Source organism: Helicobacter sp. MIT 21-1697 (genome assembly GCF_026241255.1).
Taxonomy (GTDB): domain Bacteria; phylum Campylobacterota; class Campylobacteria; order Campylobacterales; family Helicobacteraceae; genus Helicobacter_C.
The window spans coordinates 1-24,500 of sequence record NZ_JAPHNC010000008.1 but is presented as its reverse complement, the minus strand read 5'-3'; the positions used below and the strand labels follow the sequence as shown (position 1 = coordinate 24,500).

At 37.7% G+C, this 24,500-nt stretch carries 24 protein-coding genes and 1 pseudogene; 19 read left to right on the top strand and 6 right to left on the bottom strand.

Features of this window, described 5'->3' with window-relative positions; genetic code table 11:
• Positions 1–157: 157 nt before the first annotated feature.
• The 5 genes from OQH61_RS07785 to OQH61_RS07765 all read right to left on the bottom strand — a co-directional run bounded on the left by OQH61_RS07785 (position 158) and on the right by OQH61_RS07765 (position 5,682).
• Positions 158–1,801 carry a cation acetate symporter gene (locus tag OQH61_RS07785; RefSeq protein WP_266026858.1) on the bottom strand — a complete coding sequence of 548 codons (1,644 nt, stop codon included), beginning with the start codon at positions 1,799–1,801 and terminating at the stop codon, positions 158–160.
• Positions 1,802–1,804: 3 nt separating this feature from the next.
• Positions 1,805–2,191, bottom strand: a complete 387-nt coding sequence (locus OQH61_RS07780; protein WP_266026856.1) for a DUF485 domain-containing protein — start codon at positions 2,189–2,191, stop codon at positions 1,805–1,807.
• Between the two features lie 271 nt (positions 2,192–2,462).
• Positions 2,463–3,059 (bottom strand): peroxiredoxin, encoded by a 597-nt coding sequence (locus OQH61_RS07775; RefSeq protein WP_266026854.1) that lies wholly within the window; start codon positions 3,057–3,059, stop codon positions 2,463–2,465.
• A gap of 98 nt (positions 3,060–3,157) precedes the next feature.
• Positions 3,158–3,661 (bottom strand): hypothetical protein, encoded by a 504-nt coding sequence (locus OQH61_RS07770; protein ID WP_266026852.1) that lies wholly within the window; start codon positions 3,659–3,661, stop codon positions 3,158–3,160.
• Complete coding sequence (locus OQH61_RS07765) at positions 3,634–5,682, bottom strand: TonB-dependent receptor domain-containing protein (RefSeq protein WP_266026850.1); 2,049 nt, start codon at positions 5,680–5,682, stop codon at positions 3,634–3,636. The genes OQH61_RS07770 and OQH61_RS07765 overlap by 28 nt, the downstream gene beginning before the upstream one ends.
• A 192-nt stretch (positions 5,683–5,874) precedes the next feature.
• Here OQH61_RS07765 and metK point away from each other — a divergent pair, with 192 nt between their 5' ends.
• Positions 5,875–7,035 carry a methionine adenosyltransferase gene (metK, locus tag OQH61_RS07760; RefSeq protein WP_266026849.1) on the top strand — a complete coding sequence of 387 codons (1,161 nt, stop codon included), beginning with the start codon at positions 5,875–5,877 and terminating at the stop codon, positions 7,033–7,035.
• A gap of 9 nt (positions 7,036–7,044) precedes the next feature.
• On the opposite strand, the gene der is transcribed toward metK, so the two are convergent.
• Complete coding sequence (gene der / locus OQH61_RS07755) at positions 7,045–8,649, bottom strand: ribosome biogenesis GTPase Der (RefSeq protein ID WP_266026847.1); 1,605 nt, start codon at positions 8,647–8,649, stop codon at positions 7,045–7,047.
• Positions 8,650–8,802: 153 nt separating this feature from the next.
• On the opposite strand from der, the gene OQH61_RS07750 reads away from it, so the two are divergent.
• From OQH61_RS07750 to OQH61_RS07665, 18 genes and pseudogenes are all read left to right on the top strand, one after another.
• Entirely contained in the window at positions 8,803–9,513 is a 711-nt protein-coding gene (locus tag OQH61_RS07750; RefSeq protein WP_266026845.1) for a hypothetical protein, read from the top strand.
• Positions 9,514–9,569: 56 nt separating this feature from the next.
• On the top strand, positions 9,570–10,499 hold the full coding sequence (locus tag OQH61_RS07745) for a ribose-phosphate pyrophosphokinase (RefSeq protein ID WP_266026843.1): 930 nt from the start codon (positions 9,570–9,572) through the stop codon (positions 10,497–10,499).
• 6 nt (positions 10,500–10,505) lie between these two features.
• Positions 10,506–11,240: a sulfite exporter TauE/SafE family protein gene (locus tag OQH61_RS07740; RefSeq protein WP_266026841.1), complete on the top strand. Its 735-nt coding sequence runs from the start codon at positions 10,506–10,508 to the stop codon at positions 11,238–11,240.
• Between the two features lie 79 nt (positions 11,241–11,319).
• A complete protein-coding gene (locus OQH61_RS07735) occupies positions 11,320–11,652 on the top strand; it encodes a methyltransferase domain-containing protein (protein WP_266026839.1) in 333 nt (110 codons plus the stop codon).
• A gap of 184 nt (positions 11,653–11,836) precedes the next feature.
• Entirely contained in the window at positions 11,837–12,133 is a 297-nt protein-coding gene (locus tag OQH61_RS07730; RefSeq protein ID WP_266026837.1) for a hypothetical protein, read from the top strand.
• Between the two features lie 39 nt (positions 12,134–12,172).
• A complete protein-coding gene (gmhB, locus tag OQH61_RS07725; RefSeq protein WP_266026836.1) occupies positions 12,173–12,718 on the top strand; it encodes a D-glycero-beta-D-manno-heptose 1,7-bisphosphate 7-phosphatase in 546 nt (181 codons plus the stop codon).
• Positions 12,715–13,722, top strand: a complete 1,008-nt coding sequence (gene rfaD, locus OQH61_RS07720; RefSeq protein ID WP_266026834.1) for an ADP-glyceromanno-heptose 6-epimerase — start codon at positions 12,715–12,717, stop codon at positions 13,720–13,722. Before gmhB ends, rfaD begins: the two co-directional genes overlap by 4 nt.
• A gap of 17 nt (positions 13,723–13,739) precedes the next feature.
• The gene (rfaE1, locus tag OQH61_RS07715) at positions 13,740–15,188 is read left to right on the top strand and encodes a D-glycero-beta-D-manno-heptose-7-phosphate kinase (protein ID WP_266026833.1); all 1,449 of its coding nucleotides are present in this window, start codon (positions 13,740–13,742) and stop codon (positions 15,186–15,188) included.
• Positions 15,173–15,763, top strand: a complete 591-nt coding sequence (gene gmhA, locus OQH61_RS07710; RefSeq protein ID WP_266026832.1) for a D-sedoheptulose 7-phosphate isomerase — start codon at positions 15,173–15,175, stop codon at positions 15,761–15,763. The genes rfaE1 and gmhA overlap by 16 nt, the downstream gene beginning before the upstream one ends.
• Positions 15,738–16,400, top strand: a complete 663-nt coding sequence (locus OQH61_RS07705) for a hypothetical protein (protein ID WP_266026831.1) — start codon at positions 15,738–15,740, stop codon at positions 16,398–16,400. The genes gmhA and OQH61_RS07705 overlap by 26 nt, the downstream gene beginning before the upstream one ends.
• Before the next feature lie 73 nt (positions 16,401–16,473).
• The gene (locus OQH61_RS07700; RefSeq protein WP_266026829.1) at positions 16,474–19,503 is read left to right on the top strand and encodes an acyl-CoA dehydratase activase; all 3,030 of its coding nucleotides are present in this window, start codon (positions 16,474–16,476) and stop codon (positions 19,501–19,503) included.
• 21 nt (positions 19,504–19,524) lie between these two features.
• Positions 19,525–20,862 (top strand): 2-hydroxyacyl-CoA dehydratase, encoded by a 1,338-nt coding sequence (locus OQH61_RS07695; RefSeq protein ID WP_266026828.1) that lies wholly within the window; start codon positions 19,525–19,527, stop codon positions 20,860–20,862.
• Positions 20,863–20,956: 94 nt separating this feature from the next.
• Positions 20,957–21,337, top strand: coding sequence for a hypothetical protein (locus OQH61_RS07690; protein ID WP_266026827.1), 381 nt, complete (start codon positions 20,957–20,959; stop codon positions 21,335–21,337).
• Positions 21,338–21,527: 190 nt separating this feature from the next.
• The gene (locus tag OQH61_RS07685) at positions 21,528–21,815 is read left to right on the top strand and encodes a hypothetical protein (protein WP_266026826.1); all 288 of its coding nucleotides are present in this window, start codon (positions 21,528–21,530) and stop codon (positions 21,813–21,815) included.
• 93 nt (positions 21,816–21,908) lie between these two features.
• Positions 21,909–22,637 (top strand): hypothetical protein, encoded by a 729-nt coding sequence (locus tag OQH61_RS07680; protein ID WP_266026824.1) that lies wholly within the window; start codon positions 21,909–21,911, stop codon positions 22,635–22,637.
• 161 nt (positions 22,638–22,798) lie between these two features.
• A complete protein-coding gene (locus OQH61_RS07675) occupies positions 22,799–23,530 on the top strand; it encodes a hypothetical protein (RefSeq protein WP_266026823.1) in 732 nt (243 codons plus the stop codon).
• 230 nt (positions 23,531–23,760) lie between these two features.
• Positions 23,761–24,060, top strand: coding sequence for a hypothetical protein (locus OQH61_RS07670; protein ID WP_266026822.1), 300 nt, complete (start codon positions 23,761–23,763; stop codon positions 24,058–24,060).
• Positions 24,061–24,077: 17 nt separating this feature from the next.
• Positions 24,078–24,500, top strand: a pseudogene (locus OQH61_RS07665) (hypothetical protein); the annotation flags it as partial.

Below are 24,500 nucleotides of genomic sequence, written 5' to 3'. Positions count from 1 at the left end.
TATGAGCTTTTACTTGCTTTTTGTGTTTATTGATATTCACCAACAGCTTATAAAGCTTAATGCTAAAAATACCAATATATAGCCAAGCTCCCATAAGGGAGCTTTAAACTCTCATTCATTTCTCAATAAAGATTCTTTCTCGCCTTATTTTCTACACTTAATGTGCCACAGCCTCACTTGCGCCTATACCACTTTGTGCGCGGAAATCCTGTGCTTCAAAACCTGCTCTATCAAGTTTTGCTCGTTTGGAATTATCCAATTTTGAAATAATAAAAATTGCGATAAAAGTAAGTGGCATAGTGAAAATTGCAGGGTGGTCATAGGGGAAAATTGCACTCTTAAAGCCAAAGCTCTTCACCCAAATACTAGGACTTAGAATCACAAGAGTAAGCACAACTACAAGTCCTAATAATCCGCCCCAAAATGCGCCTTTTGTTGTGAGATTTTTCCAATAAATACACAAAAGCAAAATAGGAAAATTCACACTTGCAGCAATAGCAAAAGCAAGTCCAACGGTAAAAGCAACATTTTGTTTTTCAAAAACAATGCCAAGTGCAATCGCACACACACCAATACAAATTGTAGCGATTTTAGTTACTCTCATTTCAAGTGTAGGGTCGCATTTCCCATCTTTGCATACATTTACAAACAAATCGTGGCTAATCGCTCCTGCTCCAGAGATTGCCAATCCTGAAACAACCGCCAAAATCGTAGCAAATGCCACTGCCGAAATAAAGCCCAAAAACAAGTCTCCACCAAGCACGGCTGCGAGATTCACAGCAACCATATTTGTAGGACCATTATAGCTACCATCGGGATTTGTAAATTCTGGCTGCCCATATAAAAGCGCTATTGCACCAAAACCAATGATAAAAGTAAGAATATAAAAATATCCTATTAAGCCGGTAGCATAAAATACTGATTTTCTTGCTTCCTTAGCGTCTTTAACCGTGAAAAAACGCATTAAAATATGAGGCAATCCCGCTGTGCCAAACATCAATGCAAGTCCCAAAGAAACTGCTGAAATTGTATCAGGCAAAAATGTTCCGGGCGACATAATGGCTTCACCTTTTGGGTGATGAGTAATTGCCTTAGAGAAATAATTATGCAAATCAAATTTTGTCAAATACAAAATCATAATTGCCATAAAACTCGCACCTGCTAAAAGCAAAATCGCTTTAATAATTTGCACCCAAGTTGTTGCGTGCATTCCACCAAAAACGACATAGCAAATCATTAAGATTCCCACAAGCACTACTGCCACGCCATAAGGCAAACCAAAAAGCACCTGTATGAGCTGCCCTGCTCCAACCATTTGCGCAATCAAATAAAACACGATAACGCTTAAGGCTGAAATAGCTGAAATAATACGAATGGGCTTTGCATCTAAGCGATAAGCTGTAATATCGGCAAAAGTGAATTTACCAAGATTGCGGAATTTTTCAGCTATTAAAAACAAAATGATAGGCCACCCTACTAAGAATCCAATAGAATAAATCAACCCATCAAAACCATTTGTAAAAACCAAAGCTGTAATACCCAAAAAGCTTGCTGCGCTCATATAATCGCCCGCAATAGCTATGCCATTTTGCATACCTGTAATATTCCCACCTGCAGTATAGAATCCACTTGCTGATTGACTCTTTTTATTAGAGAGATAAGTAATAAATAAAGTCGCAAGCACAAAGGCTAAAAACATACCTATTGCCATAGGATTAAGGTCTGATTTTGCACCGCCAAAATCAATAGATGCGCCAAAAAGCGAATTTACGCTCAATAAACTTAAAATAAGCTTTTTCATTGATTATTCCTCCTTTTTTGCTCTATGGATTTGCCCATATTCTTTATAGTCAATCTCACCGCTCTTAAGCGATTCAATCACATTGTTTTCCTGTAATTGCTCAAGTATTTCACTCTGATCTTTATCAAAATAAGTATTTGCTAAGAATGTATAAAGTCCCGTAGCGATAATACAGAGTGCAATGAGAAAGATTCCTGCAAGAATACCAAGCGTAATGGAGCTAGGTCCTAAACGATAGCCTAGCACTTCAGGGAAAAGTCCCACTCCCAATACAAAGACATAATAACACACCAAAATGATGAGTGATAGAATAAGCGAAATTTTGTTTCTAAAAGAAATAAAATTGCTAAACCTTACAAGAGCTTTTTGCTGCTTTTCAGATAGTTTCATACTCTCCTCCTTAATTTATTTTTGTTAGCCTTGTTGCTCAATACTCTGTGCAATAAGGTAACATATATTTATACTAAAAAAATATATGCAACAAAAAGTAATTATTGGATAAAACTTTATTGAAAAATAGAAAAATTGTAACACAATATTTTTATATTCTATTTGAGATTTTGAATAAGAGTAAGAAAAAAAGAATGATAAAAAATGGAGAAATAAAAGAATAAAAGTAGCTTAGCTACCCTCGCACAAAGTGCAAGGTAAGCCTCATATCTTAGAGCTTATTGGCATTTTTAGCAAGGTATTCTGCTACGCCTTTAGCATTAGCTTTCATACCCTCATCGCCCTTGTTCCAACCTGCAGGACACACTTCGCCGTGCTCTTCAACAAACAACATCGCATCTACCATACGAATCATTTCATCAACATTGCGTCCAAGTGGGAGGTCATTAATCACTGCGTGGCGCACTACTTTATTTTTATCAATAAGGAAGCTACCACGAAGTGCAACTGCACCATTAAAAAGCACATCATAATCACGAGAGATTTGTTTTGTAATATCAGATACCATAGGAAATGTTACTGCACCAATCCCTCCTTCATTTATGGGCACATTTCTCCACGCAAAATGCACTTCTTTAGAATCAATAGATACCCCAATCACTTTTACTCCACGCGCTTCAAAATCTTTCACGCGTTTATCAAAAGCAATAATCTCGCTTGGACATACAAAAGTAAAATCCTTAGGCCAAAAAAATACAACTGCACCATTTTTGCCGATGTTTTTATAGAGGTTAAAACTATCCTCAAAAGTCCCATCTGCCTTAATCGCTTCTGCTGTAAAATCTGGTGCTGGCTTTGTAACTAACATATTTAACTCCTAATAAAAAATATTAATAACAAATTGTTATTGAAATGCTATTGTAATATGCACAAGTAACTCAATAGTAACAAGAGGTAATTATTTTATCAAATATTCCTATTAATAATACTAGAATACCTAATATCACTATTCATAATCCAATACTGCCTACCATTCCATACTATCTTTTTATAATAGTTTGAATAAGTAAAATCTAATAACTCATAATTGTAGAATATATACTTGTAGAATTCCTCGTATAATTCTTGTTTTGCATTCCTACCTTTGACTAAATATTGATGCACTCCACCAAAGCTAGGCTTACTTGTGATAAAATTGAGATTCTCTATCTCTTGCATTATAGATTCTTTATCTCTTGTATTCTTATCAGGCAATACATAATCAATAGGAGCTAAACCTACATTTTCTCGCATACCATTAATTATTCTTAAAAACTCTTCTTTATCAAAATCAATTTTAAAGGTTAGCATATCAAATAATACACTACTGCCCAAATTCAAATAATCGTGATTCTCTAGTTTGAATTTTAATCGTGCTTTTGTCATTGGGTTTCGTGTTGTGCTTAAAAATACACTCTTATTTTTGCCCATATACTTCGTCCGGGTTCATAGATTCTCTGTGTGGGAATGATATTTAACGCACCAATATCTATGCCATTTTTAGACAAATGATACGCATAGAGCGTATTTGTGAGATTATCCACTCCTGCAAGAAGCATAAAATATTTACTCTTATAGCCACCATACAGATTTAAAAGCGCAAAACCCTTAGAGTTACCATAATCGCGTCCTATCACATTACCATAATTCAACGCATAGCGGTGTTGTGCCGCATTTGCTATGACATCAAGGCGCAAAAGCCAATTACCGCTTTCATAAAAGCTTGAGACTTGCGCTTGAAGCGGCGCTACTTGTGGGAGTGGCGAATGAGATTGCAAGCCTTGTTGGCTACTTAGATTCATACCATAAGTATAAGCAAGAGAGCTATAAAAATGCAAAACCTCCCAAGCAATAGCCTCCGCCTCAATCTCTCCACCCATAAGCATAGCATTAGTATTAAAAGCCGCTACATTTGTTTGCGTATAATCTAACACTATATAATTTGCAATATGCGAAGCATAAGTTGAAATCTTACCCTTAAACACATTATCTTGATAGGTAAGCCCTATATCAAGTTGGACATTTGTTTCAGGCTTGAGTGCCATTCCTCCTGTCTTATTTACTTCCCAAAAATCAGCTCCTCTTTGTGCTGTGCCAACACCCACATAAAATGTAGATTTATCCAAATAATGCTCATAACGCACAAAGGCACTTGCGAGGTTATTTTTATCCTCTGCTGCACTCTGCATTGTTCCTCGTTGCTTTCGCTCTGTTGTCAAATAATCATATCTTGCACCAAAAGCTATGCCAAAGTTTGATTGTGAATGATACTGCCCTTGCGTGAAAAACCCAAGGTTTGTAAAAGTAAAATTTGGATTATATTTTTGGGAAAGCACATTATTGGCATCTTGTAAAGCCCCTCCACCACCCATACGAATCTCGTGCGCATCGTGGTTATAATTACTCCCTACATACAGCTCCACGCTCTCCCCAAAATAGAATCTCCCCTCTACCCTCCCGCCTGTATTGGTGCGTTTTGGGTTACTCATATTGTAAAGATTCCCATTTGGCATAGCTTTTGGGGGGCGATGTGAAAAATTATCCATAATATGATCTATGGCATTATGCCAAAGCCGCACATCAAGCCTATCAAAAGTATCATTAATATGCTGCTGCAAGGCAAGATTATAGGATATTCTATCAAATGTCCTCGCGTCCATTGCTCTATCTGCATAAGAAGCCCAGCCTCGCCCCACATCAATATCAAACTCAATCGCTGTGCTTGAAGTAGGCGTGAGTGTGCCTATAATGCTTGCGGATTCTCTATTGTAAGCCGAATGCACGATTGCGTTATCTCCAGCGCGATAATCTGCAGATTCATAATGTGAAACTATCGCCTGCAAAGAGCCATACTTCCCTCCAGCCAAAGCATTTACATTCATATCAAAACGATGAAAACTCCCATACATTGCACTTGCATCAGCATTAAAACTTCCTTTCTCAAGCCTTAGTATATCGCGTTCAAACAACAAACCACCGCTTATAAGTGCGCCATATCGCACATCTTGAGGACCTTTAAGAAAGGTAATAGAATTGTAATTTTCTGGAAAAATATAAGTCGTAGTTGTATCCATACGCCCACCACACGCGCCATTGAGCACGCCACTATTTAAGAAAATAGGCAATCTTGAAGCAGCTGATGAGCGGAATATTACCTCGCTTCCTCCACCACCTTTGCGCGTCATAGAGAATCCGGGTATTTGCAGCATTGATTTGGCTATATCACCGCTGTGCAAAATCGTATCTTTGCCCTGCCAAGTGATATTTGTTGTAGATTGTAAATCTTTGCTAAAAACCGCCTTGACCACAGATTTGGGCAATACGCGTTTATTTTCAATTATGCCTCCGCTTGTGTTTGCTCGCTCACTCGCAGCAGATTCTGATAAAGTATCTGCACAAACAAAAGTCCCTAACAACATAGCTGCTCCCATAGAAGCATAAATCTTGCTCATAAACACTCCCCTGCCCCTGCCAAAATTTCTTGCCATTATTACAAAAAAAAAAAAAATCAAGCTTTATTTTCTAAAAATATTCATATTTTGAGAAAATTTGATGTAAAACTTGCACAAAATGCAAATTACAATATGTAAGTTTAAAATTTTGTGTTAGCATTTTACATAAAATTCAAAATACAAGGTGAGTTTATGAAAAAATCGTTTCTTTTCACTTCAGAATCTGTAACCGAGGGACACCCAGATAAAATGGCTGACCAAATCAGCGATGCTGTGCTTGATTATATCATTGAGCGTGATAAAAACGCGCGTGTAGCGTGTGAAACACTTGTGAGCAATGGTTTTTGCGTGATTGCAGGTGAGCTCAAAACAAGTGTATATGCGCCTATGCAAGAAATTGCACGCAAAGTAGTGCAAGAAATCGGCTACACAGACGCGCTTTATGGCTTTGATTATCGCTCTGCAGCGGTGCTTAATGGCATTGGTGAGCAAAGCCCAGATATTAATCAAGGTGTAGATAGAGAAGATGGCGAAATTGGTGCAGGCGACCAAGGGCTTATGTTTGGCTATGCGTGCAAAGAAACGCCCTCGCTTATGCCTTTGCCCATTTGGCTCTCTCATCGCCTCACAGAGGGTTTAGCACAAAAAAGAAAAGACGGCACATTGCCCTTTTTGCGCCCTGATGGTAAATCACAAGTAACAGTGCGCTATGAAGATGGCAAACCTGTGAGCATTGATACGATTGTTATCTCTACTCAACATAGCCCAGAGACGCAACAAAGCCATTTGAAAGATGCTGTGATTGAAGAAATCGTGCAAAAAGTGCTTCCAAAAGAATATTTAAACGATAATATTCGCTATTTTGTCAATCCCACAGGCAAATTTGTCATTGGCGGACCACAAGGCGATGCAGGTTTAACAGGGCGTAAGATTATTGTAGATACTTATGGTGGAAGTTGCCCACACGGCGGGGGAGCATTCAGTGGCAAAGATCCAAGCAAAGTAGATAGAAGTGCCGCTTATGCAGCGCGTTATGTCGCTAAGAATCTTGTAGCAAGCGGAGTATGCGATAAAGCCATTGTGCAAGTAGCCTATGCTATTGGTGTAGTAGAGCCTGTTTCAATTCTTGTAGATACACAAGGCACAGGAAAGGTTGAAGATTCTAAGCTCACGCAATGTGTGCAAAAGGTATTCCGCCTCACACCAAAAGGGATTATAGAATCCTTAGACTTACTCCGCCCAATTTATCGCAAAACTGCAGCTTATGGACATTTCGGGCGAGAATTGAGCGAATTTTCTTGGGAGAGAACTGATAAAGTTGAAGCAATTAAAGATTTTTGCGGCATAAAATAAATATGAAACTCACACAAAGCGCGTATTCTTGCTTTTTGTGGTTCTTGCCTCTTGCTTAGCTCTGTCTTTGCTCTTTTTATTCAACTTAGAATCTTTGGATACACTCTTAGGTGTTTTTCTCCCACTTTGTGTGTGCTTTGCATACTTAGATTCTATATTTTTAGATTGTGCCTCATCATATTGCATTTTCTCGCCTTGTGTTATTTCTACATTATGTTCAATAGAATCTGCTTTAGTATTTTTGCCTCTCACGCTTAATACAATGGGCACACCCTCAAAATCAAATTGCTCTCGCAACGCATTTATCAAATACCGCTTGTAGCTAAAATGCAAACTTTCTGGGCGATTGCTCACAAGGGTGATTTGCGGCGGGTGTGTGGCATATTGCGTAGCATAATAAATCTTAACAATCTTGCCGTGCTCACTTGGGATATGATGATGTGCCACTGCTTGAGCGATGACATCATTAAGAGCACTTGTGGGGATTCTAAAGCAAAAGCGCTCATACACTTTAAGAATCTCTTTTTTAAGTTTATCAATATTTCGCCCATTAAGCGCACTTAGTGTCATCACAGGCGCGAAAGCAAGAAAAGGGAATCTATGCTTAAATTCTTTGATAACCTCTTTGTATTCCTTATGTTTTTTATCCCATTTATTGAGCACAACAATCACACCCAAAGCGTGTTTAGGGATAAGAGAGCTGATTTTTTCATCTAGCTCAACAAAACTCTCGCTCGCATCAAGGACTAAAATCGCGATGTGGCTTTGAGCAAGAGCTTTGTTTGTGCGCATAAGGGCGAATTTTTCAATGCCCCAAATCTTACTCGCGCGTCTAATCCCTGCCGTATCTACAAATCTCACTCTTTTGCCCTCTATGTCCATTTCATCATCTACCGGATCAATAGTCGTCCCTGCCACCTCACTTACTACGCTTCTTTCTTTACCCAAAAGTGCATTTAAAATAGAGCTTTTGCCGACATTTACACGCCCGATAATCCCAACAGCGATACTTTCATCACTTTGCTTTGGTTGAGATTCTAAAATACCCAAAAACTCTTCCAAACTCTCATCAAGTTCATCTTCACCCATTTGCATTCGGAGATTTTCACTTAAACTTTGCTCTTTGGCAAGGGCAAGGCATTCAAAAATCACTTCTAGCAAAATGCTTAACCCGCGATTATGATGCACGGAGATAAAGCACATCTGCTCCGCACCAAAACAAGCAAAATCCCACGCACGCGCTTTGATTTTATCATTATCAACTTTATTGATAACAAGCACGAGCGGTTTTTTGGTTTTTTGAATCGCTCTAAAATAAGCAATATCATCATCTTGAGGTATGAGATTCCCATCAACCATATATAACACTAAATCCGCCTCTTGCCCTGCTTTGAGGGAGTTTTGAGATACTTTAGCAAATAAGCCCTCTGCTTTGTCAATCCCGCCTGTATCAAGTAGCTCCACTCTCACGCCGCTTATAGCAAAATGTGCCTTTTTCACATCGCGCGTTGTGCCACTCACATCTGAAGTGATAGCCAAATGCTCCTTGATGAGCCGATTAAAAAGGGAGCTTTTGCCGACATTGGGTTTGCCTAAAATTGCGATTGTTTTCATTTTGGATTCTCTATTGCATAAAATATTTTGTCATTCATCTTAGCCAAAGTTGGATTAAAGTTGGATTTTAAAGGCTTTTTATAATTCTTTAATAAAATATTTTTCTAACGATATTTACATAAACTAGATTCAGATTGATAATGAAGGAAACAAATGAGAGAATCTCTACATCTGACTATCTACTGCATATATTTTGGACTAAGCACACTTATCATAGGCTGTGCTAAAACACATATATCCTTAGAAAATCAGTCCTCTAAGACACTTGCTCAAACAGAAAATACCAAATCCGACTCTCAATCTCAAACAAAATCAAAATTTGAAGAAGTCTATGTCAATGAGGGCGTAGTCTTTATACTTAAAGAAAATGATGCAAATATCGCACTTTATGGTGAATCTTACGCCCTTTTGCCTCGCTCTAAAGCTCTTAAAGCATTTCTTAATCAACAACAATCAATGTTTGATATGCGCACACTTCGCTCCAATAAGAGTATGACACAAATTTATAATCAAGGTAAAAATATTCTTTTTTATTATTCTAGCAATAAAGGTTCAAATCTCTATAATAGAATCGCTCCCAAACGCTTTAAACTCACACTTGAAGAATTAAGTGATGAAAGCAAAGAACCCAATGAAATCATACAAGTATATAGAATCCACAATTTCAATGAGGCTATTTTAAATGCGCCTTGTATCATTGTCCAAAGTAATCAATTTATCCGCGATAGGGCGCGAAGTGAAATGCTTATTAATCTTGATACACATATTAACGCCAAGCTTTTAACTCAAGAGCAAACACAACTTTTTTTAGAATGCTCCATAGAAGAAAATAAAGATATTTCAAACCAAATAAGCCAAATATAAAATGACATTATCTATAATACAAAACATTTAACTTTACTTTTTAAAGGCTATTGTTTATGCGAGGTTTCAAAATCTTTAGTGGTTCAGCCCATACACTCTTTAGCAATGAAGTTGCCAAATGCCTTGATATTTCCCTTTCTAAAACAACAATCAACCGCTTTAGTGATGGTGAGATTAATGTGCAAATTGGAGAATCTGTGCGGGGTAAAGATATTTTCATTATTCAGCCCACTTGTGCTCCAGCTAATGATCATTTAATGGAACTTCTTATTATGACCGATGCGCTCAAGCGCAGTGGTGCAAAGAATATTAATGCGGTGATTCCATATTTTGGCTATGCAAGACAAGATAGAAAAGTTGTTCCACGCGTGCCAATTAGTGCTAAGCTTGTAGCAAACCTCATAGAGCAAAGCGGGATTCATCGCGTGGTTACAATGGATTTACACGCAGAGCAGATTCAAGGATTTTTTGATATACCTGTGGATAATCTCTATGGTTCTATCGTTTTTCGTGATTATTTAAGAGCTAAGTCTTTTAAAAACCCCATTGTTGCTTCACCTGATATTGGAGGTGTGGCGAGAGCTCGCCATTTTGCCAATAAAATCGGAATGGATTTAGTTATTGTAGATAAAAAGCGCGAGAGAGCAAATGAAAGTGAGGTGATGAATATCATCGGCGATGTTGATGGTAAAGATGTGATTCTCATAGATGATATGATTGATACTGCAGGGACAATGTGCAAAGCCGCTGATGTGCTCAAATCTCGTGGTGCAAGTAGTGTCATTGCGCTAGGCACACACCCTGTGCTTAGTGGTCCTGCATTTGAGAGGATTGCCAAAAGTGCGCTTGATGAAGTTGTGGTAACAAACTCTATTCCTCTGCGCGTGGCACACCCAAAAATTAAAGTTTTAAGTGTCGCGCCACTTTTTGCCGAAGTCATACGCAGAATCTGCCATAATGAGAGTGTTAATTCACTCTTTTTCTAAATCATTATGGAACATATAGAAATTATAAGCCTTTTGAGCATTGCTTTTTTTGCCTCATTTGGACATTGCATAGGTATGTGTGGCGGTATAGTATTAGCATATAGCGCACTTTATGTGCCCACACAAGATTCCCAAGCAACCACAACTTCACACGCTTTGCAAAAACCACAAACCTTTCTCTCCTCATTCATCGCTCAAATACCCTATCATTTGCTCTATCATTGTGGCAAAACTACGACTTATGCCATACTTGGATTCTTAGCTGGAAGCCTAGGTTATATTGCTGCACCCAATAATGAAATAAAATATATAATAATGCTTATTGTAGGCGCATTTCTTATTATTTTTGGCATAGCAATAGCGTGGTTGCCTAAAATTACGCACTTTTTCCATACACCGCTTCCTTTTAAATCACTGAGCAAAATAATGCGTTTTTTGCTCACAAAAGGTTCAGTATGGCGGCTTTATGCGCTTGGTTTGTGTAATGGACTGCTCCCTTGTGGCATAGTCTATTATTTCTTGCTCACCGCTGCTGTTTCAGGCAATGGTATCAATGGCGCAATCATAATGTGTCTTTTTGGCATAGCTGCTGCACCTGCATTATTTGCGCTAGGACTTATAAGCGCAAAAATACAACATAAGCGCATATTATTCTTACGACTTGGAGGATTGGGTATGGTAGGCTTTGGCTGCTATGAAATATATAAAGCTTTGAGGGCTTTAGGGTTTATAAGCGCTTGATTTATCACAAAATATTTGACTTTATGAAATTATGCTATAATCTCCGCATTCTCTTATATCTTTGAACGAAGGAAACGCAATGTCGGCTACTCAAATCACTTATGATAATGCATTTTATGAAAAACAAATGCAAGGAAGCTACACTTCAGCGCAAGAGATATTAGGTTATCTTAACACTTTATTACCTCAACCTCACTCTGTTATTGATGTAGGCTGTGGTGTAGGCACTTGGCTTAGAGTATGGCAAGAATCCTATGCAGACATTAGCATTTATGGTATTGATGGTAATAATGTTGATTCGCATCTTTATCAAATTCCTTTACAATCTTATCAACAAGTTGATTTAACCCAAAATGCGCATACACTTATAAAAAATCTTTCTTATAAAGCATTGAACGGGGGGGGGGGATAATAAGCCTTTTTGCCTTGCGCAATCTCTTGAAGTAGCTGAACATCTGCAAGAAAAAGACGCACAAAATTTTATCACTCTCCTCACTTCACTCTCTGATATTGTGCTTTTCTCTGCGGCAATCCCTTTTCAAGGCGGCTATCATCATATCAATGAACAACCCCCATCATATTGGGCAACACTTTTTATGCAATATGATTTTTTATGTTTTGATATTCTACGACACCCATTATGGGAAAATCAAAAAATAGAAAGCTGGTATCGTCAAAATATATTTTTATATATTCATAAAAGTAAAGCACATTTGCTTACACAACAAGGTTTCAAACCAACCTCAAACCCTCAACATCTTGTGATTCCCGAACTCTTTGCAATGTATGCTTGTGGATATGCTTCTCTCCATAGCAGACTTGAGAAAAAATGGAGTGAAAAATGTAAAAAGTTTTTGCGCAAAATATATAAAATGCTGACAAAAAATAAATAAAATTTGCTATAAATACTCTATAACTTTAAAGGAGAGTGTATGCAAAAATGTGCGTTTTTTGATAGAGATGGAGTAATCAATCAAGACAATGGTTATGTCTATAAAATTGAAGATTTTATCTTTTGCGATGGGCTTTTTGGATTGCTAGAGACGCTTAAAGCACAACATTACCTCTTGCTAGTTATTACCAACCAATCTGGCATTGCGCGAGGCTTTTATAGTGAATCTGATTTGAATACACTTCATTGCTCTATGCAAGAGCAACTCAAAGCACAGCTTGGCTTTGGTTTTGATAGAATCTATTATTGCCCTCATTTACCAAGTGAAAATTGTGATTGTCGTAAGCCCAAAATAGGTATGATTCAAGCAGCTTGCAAGGATTTTGATATTGATTTAGCACATTCATTTTTTGTAGGCGATAAAATCACAGATATGCAATGTGCGCAAAGTGCAAACATTAATGGGAAATTTTTACTAGCAGATACACAAGTCAATGATAATTCGTTGAAAAATGTGCAAAAGATTGCAACTTTACATCAACTCCATAGTATAATAAGGAATCTCACTTTTAAGGAGCAAGAATGAAATACATTTATGATGACCTTGCAGAGAAAAAAATACTCATTACAGGTGGGGCTGGATTCATTGGGAGCAATCTCGCCTTTTATTTTCAAAAACATCACCCGCTTGCTCAAGTCTATGTATTTGATAAATTTCGCAACGATGAGACTTTCCCTAGTGGTAACCCAACAACACTTGGGCATTTTAAGAATCTTATTGGCTTTAAAGACAAAGTAATTGTTGGTGATATTAACAATCCGAGTGATTTGCAAAAGCTCAAATCTTATGATTTTGATATTATCTTTCATCAAGCTGCCATTTCTGACACCACAGTGCTTAATCAAGAACTTGTGATGAAAACCAATCACGAATCATTCTTGCGCTTACTTGATATAGCCACTCAATCTCAAGCTATGGTTATCTATGCTTCATCAGCTGGAACTTATGGTAATTCTCCCGCACCTAATAATGTGGGAAGTGGCGAAGTGCCTGAAAATATTTATGGATATTCCAAACTCTGTATGGACGAAAGTGTGAGGAGGATTCTTGCTTCAAATCCAAGTTATCCCATTATTGGGCTAAGATATTTCAATGTATATGGAGAGAGGGAATTTTATAAAGGCAAAACTGCCTCAATGATTTTGCAACTTGGACTCCAAGCACTTAAACACAAAAAAGTGAGGCTCTTTAAATATGGCGAACAAAAACGAGATTTTGTCTATATCAAAGATGTGATTCAGGCAAATATCAAAGCCATAGAATCTATGCAAAGTGGCATTTATAATGTCGGTAGCGGTGAAGCAAGAAGTTTTAATGATATTATTGAATGCCTTAAAACAGGAGTTGGGGACTTTGAAGTAGAATATTTTGACAATCCCTATGCGTTTTTCCAAACCCATACACAAGCTGATATTACTTCTACAAAAGAACATCTCTCTTATATGCCACGTTTTAACCTTGAAGAAGGTATAAAATCATATCTTAAAGAAATTAAAGCAATCTTTGAACGCGAAAATCCAAAAATGTAATTTAAGGATAAAGAGCAATGTTTGGTTTAGAATCTAAAAGTCCTAGAATCCTTGTTATTGGTGATTTAATGATAGACCATTATGTATGGGGAAGCTGTGAGCGTATCTCACCTGAAGCACCTGTGCAAGTGGTAGATGTCAAAAATGAAAATAATCGTCTAGGCGGAGCGTGCAATGTTGTACATAATCTCGTTGCCTTGAACGCACAAGTCTTTGTATGTGGCGTTGTAGGCAATGATGATGCAGGAATATGGCTTGGCGAGACATTAGAATCTATGGGGGTGGATATTTCTTATCTTTTTGTAGATACTTCGCGTCCTACGACTAAAAAAACGCGTATTATCATCGCTAATCAACAAGTCTTACGCGTAGATAGAGAGAGTAAAATGCCCATAGATATTCATCTTCACAGCAAAATTATAGACAACCTCTATGCAGTGCTTAATGAAGTGGATTGTATCATTATTTCTGATTATGGCAAGGGATTATTAAATAATGAACTCACGCGTTTTGTCATTGATTATGCAAAAAGCAAATCTAAACCTGTGCTTTGCGACCCTAAAGGCAAAGATTATAGCAAATACACAGGTGCTACACTCCTCACGCCTAACAAAAAAGAAGCTGAACTTGCCACAGGTATTACTATTTGCGATAAAGATTCGCTTATCAAAGCAGGAATGGCACTTAAAAATCAATGTCAGCTTGATATCTCACTCATTACACTTAGTGAAGATGGAATTGCTATATTTGATGATAATCAAATACATATTATCCCTACTCGTGCAAAAGAAGTGTATGATGTTACAGGTGCAGGAGACACGGTGATTGCGGCACTTAGCTTTGCCCTAAGTAGTGGTTGTGATATTTTTCAAGCGTGTGAGTTTGCCAATGTCGCAGCAGCAGTTGTAGTAGGAAAAGTCGGAAGCGCAGTAGCTACCCATAGCGAGATTTTACAATACGCCCATACACAACCCTCTAACTTACAACAACATATAGAATCTAAAATCATCTCCCAAGAAAGCTTATTTGAATTACTTAAAGATTTACAGCAAAGCAAAATCATTTTTACAAATGGCTGCTTTGATATTTTGCATATAGGGCATTTAAACTATCTTAACAAAGCACGGGATTTAGGTGATATTTTGATTGTGGGATTAAATGATGATGATTCTATAAAGCGACTTAAAGGAAAAGAGCGCCCCATCAACACTTTAAATAATCGCGCCCTTATGCTTGCTGGCTTAGAATGCGTAGATTATGTGGTGAGCTTTTGCCAAGACACACCTTTAGAACTCATTAAGGCTATTCAACCCGATGTGCTTGTTAAGGGTGGCGATTATCACAATAAAGAAGTTGTTGGAAGCGAATATGCTAAAGAAGTGGTGCTTATTGATTTTATTGAAGGGCATTCTACTTCAAATATTATAGAATCTATCCAAAGGAGCAAAGTATGCAAACATTCATAGAATCCGAATTTAACGCTCATCTACAAAGCGCACAAAAGGTTTTTACTCTCACCCCTGCAATACAAAAAGCAGCAAATATTCTTATTGGGTCTCTTAAAAATGGGGGCAAGATTCTCATTTGTGGCAATGGTGGCAGTGCAGCTGACGCACAACACTTTGCTGCCGAACTTACAGGACGTTATAAAAGAGAACGAAAAGGTTTAGCAGGTATTGCTTTAAGTGTAGATACTTCCGCGCTTACAGCCATTGGCAATGACTACGGCTTTGAACATATATTTTCACGACAAGTAGAATCTCTTGCACAAAAGGGCGATGTATTCTTTGGTATCTCCACAAGTGGCAATTCTCATAATGTGCTTAAAGCCGCACAAATAGCACGCGATATGGGCTGCTCTGTTATCGGACTTAGTGGGCGAGATGGGGGCAAATTAAACACACTTTGTGATATTAATCTTATTATGCCAGATAATGACACGCCTAGAATCCAAGAATTGCACATTTTAGTTATTCATATTTTATGTGATATTATAGAAAGTCAATGTGGTGAAAATGGCAGCACAAATGTTATTGCCTAAAACTTTTCAATCTCTCCAAGACACACAAAAAGACATTATCAAAGATACACTTTTTGATATGCTCCATAGTGATGGTATTAGTGTCTCATCACTAGATTTAATCTTTGGGCATTATTTTATATATGTTCTATTAGGCGATGGGGTGCTTATGCCTGTATTTTTGTATGAAAAGCGCATTAGTTATAAACAATCTCAAACAAAAGGTTTGCCTCGTCTGCATTTTTGTCAATGCAGTGAGATTCAAAACGACTTTAACGCAGTAAATAAGCACCACACGCTCACTCATCGTCATTACGCCGCCAAGATTGCAAAACACAATGCTTTTAGCTTGAGTATCAAACAAGGAATAAGCGAAGTGGGACTATATAATGACTATCCACTTGAACTCTGCCCATTATGTAGTGATATTTTAAGCCAAATGAGAGAAGGACAAATCATTGATAGCACCTTAAGTGTATATATTTTTAAGAATCAATATTTAGAACTTTTAGAAGCAAATCCCACCTTGCGACAAAAAGAAATGATTGCTTTGCAAGTTGCCAATCTTGAATGCTATAAATGCAAAAAACATATTGGTATAGACTCGCCAATGTGGATACAGATTCATAATAATACATTAAAAATTTGTTGTTGCTAATGCATCCTTTTTCTTTTTTTTGATACAATATTATTTTATGCCTGAATTTTGTTATTTTATTTAAGGGGTTTTTATGAGTTTAACACTAGGGATTGATATTGGAAGCACCACAGCAAAAGTTGCTCTTATGGACGAAGATAACATCATTTTTCAAGTATATGAACGACATTATTCAAAAGTGCGCGAAAAAGCTATACAAATCGTGCATAAAATTGCACAAATTATTGGCGATAGAGAATTTAAAGTCGCCATTTCAGGCTCTGCTGGATTTGGTATTTGCAAAGTTACAGGGATTGATTTCGTGCAAGAAGTATTTGCCACAGCTGGTGCAGTGCGTCATCTTGTGCCAGATGCCGATGCAGTTATTGAGCTTGGCGGAGAAGATGCAAAAATTATATTCCTCACAGGCGGGACTGAAGAGCGTATGAATGGCTCTTGTGCTGGTGGAACAGGTGCGTTTATTGACCAAATGGTAACTCTACTTGCGATTACACCCGAAGAATTTGATGAGATTTCACTCAAATGCCAAAAACTCTATCCCATAGCATCTCGTTGTGGCGTATTTGCCAAAACTGATGTGCAGCCGCTCCTTAATCAAGGCGTGAATAAAGAAGATATTACTGCGAGTATTTTTCAGGCTGTGGTAGATCAAACCATTACGGGCTTGGCGCAAGGACGCAAGATTGAGGGGAAGATTCTCTTTCTTGGAGGACCACTCTTTTACTACAAAGGCTTACAAGAGCGATTTGCAAAAACTTTAAAACTTGATAAAGAACACGCCATTTTCCCTGATTTTGCCCAATATGCAGTAGCGATTGGTGTCTCACTCCAAGCACGCGAATTGACAAAAACTTACACTTGTGAATCACTCATTGCTACACTTGAAGAAAGCAAAAACACCGCTTCAAGCAATAAATACCTTGAGCCGCTTTTTGCTTCAGAATCTGATTACAATGACTTTATCGCGCGGCACGAAAGCGCAAGTGTGGAAGAAATAGACATTGAACAAGCTTATAGGGCAAATAATCATCAAAAAATTGATGTGTATATCGGCATAGATTGCGGAAGCACTACAACTAAGCTTGTTATGCTTGATAGCCACAATGCCATTGTGTATCAGTATTACAATTCCAACAAAGGCAATCCCGTAGAAGTCATATCAACGCAACTTAGCTTTATTTATGAACATTTTGGCGATAAAATCAATATCAAAGGAAGTGCAGTTACAGGCTATGGCGAAGAGCTTATAAAAGCTGCTTTTACTTTAGATGCTGGACTTGTAGAGACAATGGCACATCTTAAAGCTGCTAAATACTTCAATCCCAAAGTAGATTTCATCATTGATATTGGCGGACAGGATATGAAATGCTTTTATATCAAAAACCAAACCATAGATTCTATAATGCTTAATGAAGCGTGTAGCTCTGGCTGTGGAAGCTTTATTGAAACCTTTGCAAAATCTATGGGATATGATATACAAACCTTTTCAAAGCTCGGCTTAGAATCCAAGCAACCTGTGGAACTTGGAAGTCGCTGCACTGTGTTTATGAATAGCTCGGTTAAAGAAGCACAAAAAGAGGGTGCAAGTATTGAGGATATTAGTGCTGGGCTTTCTATGAGTGTCGTGAAAAATGCGATTTATAAAGTCATACGCGCCCGAGATGCAGATGATTTAGGTAAGCAAATTGTTGTGCAAGGTGGCACATTCCTTAACAATGCGGTGCTTAGAAGCTTTGAAAAAGAAATTGGCAGAGAGGTTATTCGCCCTAAAATCAGCGGACTTATGGGGGCTTTTGGTGCAGCGTTATATGCAAAAGACTTAAACTTAGGACATTCAAACACGATGAAGCAAGAAGAACTAGCCACCTTCAAACACACTGCAACTGCAAGTGTATGTAAAATCTGCGGAAATAACTGCCATTTAACCATTAATCGCTTTGGCGAGGGCAAAAAATTCATATCAGGCAATCGCTGTGATAAACCACTAGGCTTTAAAAAACTCCTCTTTTTGCCTAATCTGTATGATTATAAACTCAATAAAATTAAATCGCTATGTGCGTATGAAAATATGGACAAATCCCGCCTCACAAAGGGAAAAATCGGTATTCCTTTAGGGCTTAATATGTATGAGAATCTGCCTTTTTGGCATACATTGCTTAGTGAGCTAGGCTATGAGGTGGTAGTCTCTGATGTTACCACACGCAAAACCTTTGCTTTAGGGCAATATAGTATCCCAAGCGACACGGTGTGCTATCCTGCGAAGCTCCTGCACGGACATATTGAGAATCTCCTTAAAAAAGGAGTGGATAAAATCTTTTATCCTTGTATGAGTTATAGTTTCGCAGGTGATGAAAAACATAAAGATTCAAGCACAAATAATTATAACTGCCCTGTGGTAGCTTATTACCCAGAGCTGCTTAATGCAAATGTTGATAAATTACGCGAAGTGAGCTTTTTTTATCCATATTTTGGTTTGCACAAAAAAGATGATTTTAGAAAAAAAGGATTTGAATTTTTCAAAAAAGAATTAGGCGCAGATAAAAAATCATTCCTCAAAGCCGTAGAAAAAGCCTATGAAGTGCGCGATGAATGGTTAAGTGATGTAAAACTACAAGGCGAAAAGGCTTTAGCCTACGCACGAGCAAACAAACTCAAGGCTATCGTGCTATGTGGGCGTCCTTATCATATTGACCCAGAAATCAATCACGGCATTGATAAGCTCATTAATTCTTTAGGGCTTGTCGTGCTAAGTGAAGATAGTGTAGGGCATTTAGCAGATGCAGGAGAGCTGCATATCCTTAATCAATGGAGTTATCATTCACGACTTTATAACGCAGCAGCCTTTGTGAGTGCTGATGAGAATCTTGAGCTTGTGCAGCTTGTAAGCTTTGGCTGCGGGATAGATTCTATTACCACAGATGAAGTGCGCGAGATTTTAGAATCTCACGGGAAATTCTACACACAACTTAAAATTGATGAAATCAGCAATCTAGGTGCAGTAAAAATCAGAATCCGCTCTCTGCTTGGAGCAATGGAAGAAAAACAAGCGCAAAAAAATGCAAAAAATTTGATGCAATCAGCTCCAATACTTGAAAATGCTTAAATTTATTTAGAAAGGAATCCTATGACGCAAAAAATGACACCAAATATCAATTCTTGGCAAATGCCAGATTCTCAATCATTGATTATCAAGCCAGAAAATAAACGCGAACTTAAACGCGTGCCTTTTACCGCAGAAATGAAGCAAACGCATACGATTCTTGTGCCGATGATGTTACCTGTGCATTTTGAATTGCTTGTCAATATCTTACGCTTACACGGCTATAATGCCGAGCTTTTGCATAATGATGGCAAAGGCGTTGTAGATGAGGGCTTACGCAATGTGCATAATGACACTTGTTATCCTGCTTTGCTTGTAATTGGGCAGATGATTGACGCGCTTAAAAGTGGCAAATGGGATTTGCAAAAAGTCGCTCTGCTGATAACACAAACAGGCGGAGGTTGTCGCGCGAGTAATTATATTTATCTTTTGCGAAAGGCTCTGAACAAAGCAGGATTTGGGAATATTCCTGTTATCTCTCTTAATTTTAGCGGATTAGAATCTGATCAAGGCTTTAGCGTTACGCGTCCGATGTTGCAAAATCTCCTTAACGCCATTGTTTATGGGGATTTGATAATGCACATTGCTAATCAATGTCGCCCTTATGAGAAAAACAAAGGTGATACTGACGCGATGGTAGATAAATGGGTGCGCCGCATTACGAGTGAGGGCACAAACGAGGGCTTAAGAAAATATAGTGTGCTCAAAAAAGATATGAAACTTATCCTTGATGATTTCGCCTCTATCCCTAGAGAGACGAAGCAAAAGGTGCGCGTGGGCATTGTGGGCGAGATTTATATCAAATTTTCTCCACTTGGGAATAATAACCTTGAAGATTTCCTTTTGGCAGAAGATTGCGAAGTTGTGATTCCGGGCTTTATGGATTTTTGTTTGTATTGTATCAATGATACGATTGTAGATGGCAAAATGTATGGTGGCACACTGATGCAAGCGCTCATTTATCGCATAGTGTATTGGTTTTTTGCGAGCAAGCAAATTGATACGATTAAAGCCATTCAAAAGCACGGCGTCTTTAGAGCGCCTACTGCGTTTAAACACACAAAAAAAGTAGCGCAAGGTTATGTATCTCAAGGTATGAATATGGGTGAGGGGTGGTTGCTTACTGCTGAAATGCTTGAGCTTATTGAGCAAGGTGTAGAAAATATCGTCTGCACCCAACCTTTTGGCTGCCTCCCTAATCACATCGTAGGGCGCGGTATGATGAAAACTATCAAAGAGCGCAATCCTCAAAGCAACATCGTCTCTATTGATTATGACCCGAGTGCGACAAAAGTCAATCAAGAAAATCGTATTAAGCTAATGCTTAGCAATGCCAAAAAGGCACACGCTGCACAAGCATAGCAGATAAGATTCTATAATGCTTTAGAAAGTTTTATATTTCTTTGTGTTTATAGAATCTTAACATATCATAAAAATCAGTATGAGGTTGTACCAAATGACATTCATTGTAGAACAACTATGTATATGGCTCTTTTTCTTGATTATGCTCTGTGTGAATTATCTCCTTTTTTGTTTTAAATATTTACATAAATATGAGTTTTGGGCTGTATTACTTGGCTATGTGTGTGGCATAGCAGTGATTTTGTGGGGTATGTCTTTGCAATCACCTTTTGTGAATATCAGCTTTGTCTTTACTTCTTTAGGCATACATATTTGGGTGCTGCTAAGCCTTGCGCTCTATGCGATTTTTGTATGTTTTCTGTGCTTTAAGGTGATGAAAGTCAAAAATGAACACACATATTTCTATGCCTTTATGGGCTTACTAGGCATTTTAGTTGTGTTCAATGTAGCGGGTGAAGCCTTTGTAGGAATGTGATGTGATATGATTGTGTATAATGTAATACATAAATGAGTGTTACAAATTGAAATTAGTTCTATATTCATATTTCTTGATTTAATAAATTTTTAAATATTCATTTTATAAAATATTTGCGACTTTACTTTAAGCTTGAATAAAGCCAAAGTAAAGTCATTAATCATAAATTTATTTTTAAAAGGAGTTCATTATGAACAAAACAAGTTTAACTTTAATTTTATGTTTATCTTTGGGTTTAAGCCCATTATGTGCAGTTGAATCTGCTCAAAACAAGAGTGTGCAAAATGTAGCTTTATCAAAAGCCGATACAGAGTTTCTCTTTAACACTCAAGCAAATACAAAGAATCTTAATGTAGAAGCTTTGAGTGATGAGGAAATGAAAAATACGCAAGGTGAGTTTTGGGAAATAGTAGGTGTAGTTATTGCTGGCGGAAATTGGCTATATGATGTAGGGCACAATAACGGCTGGTGGAAATAAACTTTTTGGCAGGTGTATATAGCACCTGCTCAACTTTAAATATTTATACATTACAAATTTCATACTCAAATCATAATCTTCAAAGGAGCTCAAATGTTTTATAAAAAAATTCTTGCTTTATTTTGCTTATTTTTTGCCTCCTATGCCAATGCTGCGCAATGCCAAGAGAGTAAATGTTGGCTTGGGCATTTTGGTATAGGTGGAGCGTATTATGACTTTGGCAGTGCAGATATTTCAAGCTATGGTGCATATATTTCATTAGAGGGCAAAAGTGTGTATTATCAAAGGTTTCAATTTGCTATGGGTGGGCGTATAGGTGGAGGCTTAACGCAAAGCAGTAGTATCCCTTTTATAGAATCCAAAGCTCCACTTTTTATCTTTGATGCCTATGTAAAAATTGGTGCAAATATCGCTACTAAAAGCACACCACTTTTTGTTAATCTCGTGATTGAAGCAGATGACCATAATGGTAATATTGCTTCTCATAATGGTATTGATAGAAGCCTTATTTTGCTTGGTGGTGAGCTAGAGGGTGCTATGGCAATAAGTCCTCTTACACAGCTTGATTATTCACTTGGTTATGCTTGGGTGGGTTCTGGGCAGTATGTTGTCAATGATATTAAGTCAAAAGTCAATAATTATAGTGATGAAATCAATGCGAGCATAGGATTTACGCGCAATATATCAGATAATACAGGCTTTTATGCAAGACTTAGGGGCAAATATCAAAACTTGCAAAAAGCTCTTTATCAAAATGTGCAGCAATTTCCTGCTTCTCATAACTTCGTAGCTATGCTTGAGATAGGTTTTAAGGGTTTGTAACTTGAGCAGAGTAAATAACATTAATCCTTAACTCAATCAAGGAATCTTCAATGAAAAAGACAAGTTTGATTCTCATTTCACACTTAGGCTTAGCCTTGAGTCCGCTGTGTGCAGCAAAGCGTAAATGCAAAGATTGGAAAGTAGAGGTAAAATTATAGTCTATGCGGATAGTCCTTGCTCTTGCCCTTATGCTTTGCAATGTTTGTGCCTATACTTGTTATAGCACACATTGCGAGGATATACGAGTGGGATTGGGGGCACATCACAGCAAAACCTACAACACAGGCGTATATCTCTCCGGATATGCTGCCTACCACAAGGGAATCTTTTATATCGCAGGGGGCGTAATCATAGGACAAGTAAGCCCTACCTTGACACCCACAACAGATTTAAACACATATAACCAAAATGATACCTCTCTTTTCACTGCCATAACCCCACACATTGGTGTAAAACTCGGTGGCGAAAATCCGCTTTTTGTTTATATTCAAGCGCAGTGGGAACGATATGGAATCGGCGAATACAACGATACAAGCCTCAATGTAAGCCAACTCTTCATAGGTCCTGCTATGGCTTATTATGCAAACATAAGTGATAGCATAGTGCTAGAGGTGGGAGTGGGAATGGGCGCAAATATCCTGCGAGACTACATCAATGAAAGCGTCAATAAAGGCTTTGAGAGAGAAACAAGCCATATTGACAGAAGCTATCGCGTTGATACTTTTCTAGGTATGCGCTTTAAACGAGGGGAGACTTACCATAAAAAGAGTGATATATATGTGCGACTTAATGCCATTGCTTATCATAACGCGACAACCTCTACTCTGCCTCCGCGCAGAGACTACGCTTTTATGCTTGAATGCGGCATAAGCCTTGAAAACTTATTGGGTTAAATCGTAACATTTTATGAGATTCTATAATGCCTTAGGGAAATTTATAATGCTTTCTTTTTTTAGAATCTTCATAATATTTATATATTTATCCGACTTCTCAATATTACAAAAATTATTTTTTCAATAATTTAATAAAACTTTAAACTTTGTTTTATAGAATGTGAAATGTCCTTAAGCTTTGAAAGAATATTTTGAAGTTTAAGGACAAATTCACAATAAAGGATTTGGTTATGAAAAAACACATCATAACATTGGCTTTATGCCTTGGAATCAGTTTAAGTCCGCTATGTGCAGTTGAATCTACTCACAAAAAGAGTGTGCAAAATGTAGCTTTATCAAAAGCTGATAAAGAGTTTCTCTTTAACACTCAAGCACAAAACATTAATAACATTAATGTAGAAGCCTTGAGTGATGAGGAAATGGCAGAGACAGAGGGTGAGGGAGTTATCCTTACTGCTATAAAAGTAGGATACACAGCTTATCAGGTATATGATATTGGCAAAAAAATTAAAAAATGGTTTAAATGGTAATATCCGAGAGGTGAGCAATGAAATATTTACGCAAAATATTCTTAAGCTTTTCTCTCTTTGGTGCAGTATGTGCATTTGCAGATGATTATCATATAGCAAGAATTGGCTTAGGTGGCATATATAGCCTCCAACAGCCAAGCGGGGAAAAAGACATTACCAATACAGGTGGTTACCTTGCCCTATGGGGTATGGATACCTATGCCAATGAAAGAATTTTGCTCCAATTTGGACTTGATATTGGTTTGGGTAAGACTAAAAGAGATGGGGCTAAAAACGATACATTTGTAATGGATGATTTGCGCATAAGTGCTGGGGTCAATCTCCTCACTCAAAATATCCCACTTTATCTTAGTGTAGGTTATGCTTGGGATAGTTTTAATTCTGGTTCTGGTATTGTAGGAGCTCAATTAGGCAGTAAAGATGATGATGTTCTTGAAAAC